Source organism: Roseiarcus sp. (genome assembly GCF_052145395.1).
Taxonomy (GTDB): Bacteria; Pseudomonadota; Alphaproteobacteria; order Rhizobiales; family Beijerinckiaceae; genus Roseiarcus.
The window spans coordinates 1-3,025 of the sequence record NZ_JBKQOT010000676.1; the positions used below are offsets into that span (position 1 = coordinate 1).

Genomic DNA, 3,025 nt, shown 5'->3' on the forward strand with positions numbered 1-3,025 from the left:
CGTTTCGCGCTCCAGCGCCGCTCGCGGGCCAGCGGAAGGACGCCCACTGCCCAAATTTTCGCCAGCCGGCGAAGCTCCTCGCCGAGGCTCAGAAGCTCAGGACGCGACAGCGTGTCCAGCGACCGGCCGGCAAAGGTTCCCGCCAGCGCTGCGCCGGTCATCACGCCGCTGTCGTGATCGAGCCGCATCTCGAGCATCGCCGAGCGGGCCGTCGTCACCCGCCCGTTTCGCGCTCCAGCGCCGCTCGCGGGCCAGCGGAAGGACGCCCACTGCCCAAATTTTCGCCAGCCGGCGAAGCTCGCCGCCACTCCGGCCAAGGCCGCCGCGATGAAGATCTGACCCCGCAGAAGAAGCAGCGCCGCGCCGATCAGACCCAGCACGCCGCCGCCGGTTCGGACGGCGCGAGCCACATCGGCGGGGTTCATGCGTGCGAACTGCCTGATCGCTGACAGGAGAAGCATCAGCAAAATCAGACCGATGACGAAATTCATCGAAGCAATGCCTTCGTGTCGCCGCGCCCGACCGCGCGACCGAAGCGGGAAGTCCCGCGCGCATAGACGCTATGCGAGTTTCACGATCCCCGCATCTGCGACAGCAGGAGCCGCGCCGTCGCGTCGTATTCGGCTTCCTGCGCGAGCGCCTGGTGTCCGCCCGCCGCATCGGCGCCCGCCGCGCGCAGCAGCGCCTCGAGCCGCGACGTCGCGCCCGAATCGAACGCACTATAGGCGCCGCCGGTGAGCCGGGCGATCTCCGAGAAGACGCGCCGCGCCGACGGGTCGCCGCCTTCCTGGAACATGAACGCCCTCACCCCCTGCAAGGCGAGCTCGCCGGCGAGCGCGGCGAGCGCGTCCGGGTTCTCCTCCATCGCGTCGCCGACGAAGACGAGCGCGCCGACCTTCGCCCGCTTGGCCTCGTTGCGGGCGTGCGCCAGCACGCGGCGGATCTGGGTCTCGCCCCCCCGCACCGCGATTCGGCTCATGAGTTCGGCGAGGCCGCGTCCCTCGGAGACGAATCTCGACGCTTTGCACTCGCCCAAGCCGCGATAAAAGACGAGCTGGACCTCGAGGCCGCCGAACCCTGCGGCGACCTGGAACATCTTCGCCTGGAGGCGCTGGGCGACGTCCCAGGTCGGCTGCCGACTCATGGTGGCGTCGAGGGCGAAGATCAGCCGTCCGCGCCCCGAGGACGTGGGCGCCGGCGTCCGCCGCGCGTCGTCCAGAAACGAGGCGATGTCGTCGCTCTTGCCGGGCTGCGGAACCGGCGTGTTCCGTGTCTTGTCCATGACGAGTTCAACAGGCGGGTGGACGGAGTTGCACATTGTGCGTCGTGACGATTTCGGCAAGCGGCGATTTGAGAAATTTGCTTCGTCCGTCACAATTCGGGAAACGTGACAATCCGGCCGCGCCAGTAAGGGAATGGGCCATCCGGCAAAATCCAGGCGACTTCGGCCCAGGTCGGAATCCGGAGGCGGCCGAACCGGCGCCACTCGCCGAATACGCCACGCCACGGCGTGTCAACCGTCGTCCGGCCGACGGCTCGCGGGCGCAGCGCCGACCCGCCGGTCACCCGTCCCTCTGCGTCGACCGTGAATTCGACGCTCGCACGGACATGGGCATCGTCGTAGGTCGCGCGAAGCGTTTGGCCATCCGGGCTCTCCCAGGCCGTATCCGGCAGGCGGCCGATGGCGAACGGGCGCCAGGGCAGCTCGGCCAGCGCCCGCTGCAATTCGCCCCGGTCAAATTCCTCGCCCCTGCCGCGCGCCACGGGCAGGAGCCCAAACAGCGACGCCGTGAGTCGCCCGGCGCCGTTCTCGAAGGCGTCGACGACCGTCACCGGCGCGAGCGGCGCCATGCGGACCTTGGCTCGCCAGAGGAAGTCGGGGCCAGCGCCGGCCATCCGCTGCTCCGCGCCAAACGGTCGCCACGCCGCTCCCGGTTGGAGCCGGATCTCGCCTTCCTGGGCGAAGACGATCTCGCGGGGTTCGACGTCGCCATCCGGCATGGCGAATCGCCGGACACGAGCAACGAGGGCGGTCGTCTCCTCATCCATGGCGACGGTCCGCCGGCCCTGGCCGGACGTCGCGGGCGCAGGCGTCTGGCTCGCCGCCGCCCGAGTGGGGAAACGAGTCGGAGGGGCGGCGTCTCGCCACCCAAGGAGCGCAGCGCAGTGTTGGCAATCCCGTTCATAGCAGCCCCAGCGCCGCCAGTTCGCGCCGCAGCCCTTCCGGCATCGCCGCCACACCAGCCCCACGGCCGTCGAGGTCTGGCGGCGCGTCCTTTGGTTCATAATAGCGCCACCCCTGGAAGGCCCGCATCGGGCGGGGCGCGACCGGGACCACCTCGCCGTCGAGCCAGAGCTTGCAGCGCCCGATCCCGTCAGCGTCCCTGAACCGCTCGACGCCGAGGATCGCCTGCCGCGCCCCGATCTGCCCCTTGATCACCCAGTACAGCGAGCCTCCATCGGTCAGTTCGTCCGCCCGCTTCGGGGCCATACGGGTGACATGGGCATGGCGGGCCGGCGCGCCGCGCTTCTCCGCCTCGCGCATCCGCGCCGCCATCCATGTGCGCAAGTCTTCGAGCGAATCCGCGCCGACGCAGAGCTTGATCAGGTGAAGGGGCATCGCGCCATCCTATCAGGATGGGTCAGCCGTGCACGTGCGCCGTGTCCCTATCCACAAGCGGGAGGGCGGAACGCGCGCCGCCGTCGGGCGACGCCCGTGGTCCTCCTGGATTTCGAACGACATCAAAGGCGGTTCGGTCGTCACCCCACCCGGACGAGTCGCGTGAGCTCGAACGGCAGGTCGTAGCCGTCCCAGATCGAGTCGAAGTCGAGCGCCGCCCCTGCCGGCGCAAGGCGAGAAACGCCGGAATCGGCGACAGCCTTGGCGAGCTCCGCAAGCTCCTCGGACCCAAAGCCGAAGTGAGTCACCGTCTGGTCGCGCTCCTGCGCCATAGCGCTGACCGCGCCGATCGACGGAACGAAATCCACCCAGAGAAAGCCGCCGCCGACACGGGCTTCGTGACGC

4 protein-coding genes and 1 pseudogene are annotated in these 3,025 nt (G+C 69.7%); all 5 read right to left on the reverse strand.

The window, feature by feature from the left end:
• Positions 1–491, reverse strand: a pseudogene (locus ACLP25_RS23150) (hypothetical protein); the annotation flags it as partial.
• Between the two features lie 80 nt (positions 492–571).
• Complete coding sequence (locus tag ACLP25_RS23155) at positions 572–1,282, reverse strand: VWA domain-containing protein (protein ID WP_442471485.1); 711 nt, start codon at positions 1,280–1,282, stop codon at positions 572–574.
• 89 nt (positions 1,283–1,371) lie between these two features.
• Positions 1,372–2,049, reverse strand: coding sequence for a DUF6544 family protein (locus tag ACLP25_RS23160; protein WP_442471486.1), 678 nt, complete (start codon positions 2,047–2,049; stop codon positions 1,372–1,374).
• 133 nt (positions 2,050–2,182) lie between these two features.
• The gene (locus tag ACLP25_RS23165) at positions 2,183–2,620 is read right to left on the reverse strand and encodes a DUF1489 family protein (protein ID WP_442471487.1); all 438 of its coding nucleotides are present in this window, start codon (positions 2,618–2,620) and stop codon (positions 2,183–2,185) included.
• Between the two features lie 140 nt (positions 2,621–2,760).
• Positions 2,761–3,025, reverse strand: a 265-nt coding sequence (locus tag ACLP25_RS23170; protein WP_442471488.1) for a hypothetical protein, incomplete at its 5' end; no start/stop codon positions are given.

Coding starts and splice junctions, on each gene's coding strand:
- ACLP25_RS23165 (WP_442471487.1), bottom strand. CDS start 2,620: ATGCCCCTTCACCTGATCAAGCTCTGCGTCGGCGCGGATTCGCTCGAA.
- ACLP25_RS23155 (WP_442471485.1), bottom strand. CDS start 1,282: ATGGACAAGACACGGAACACGCCGGTTCCGCAGCCCGGCAAGAGCGAC.
- ACLP25_RS23160 (WP_442471486.1), bottom strand. CDS start 2,049: ATGGATGAGGAGACGACCGCCCTCGTTGCTCGTGTCCGGCGATTCGCC.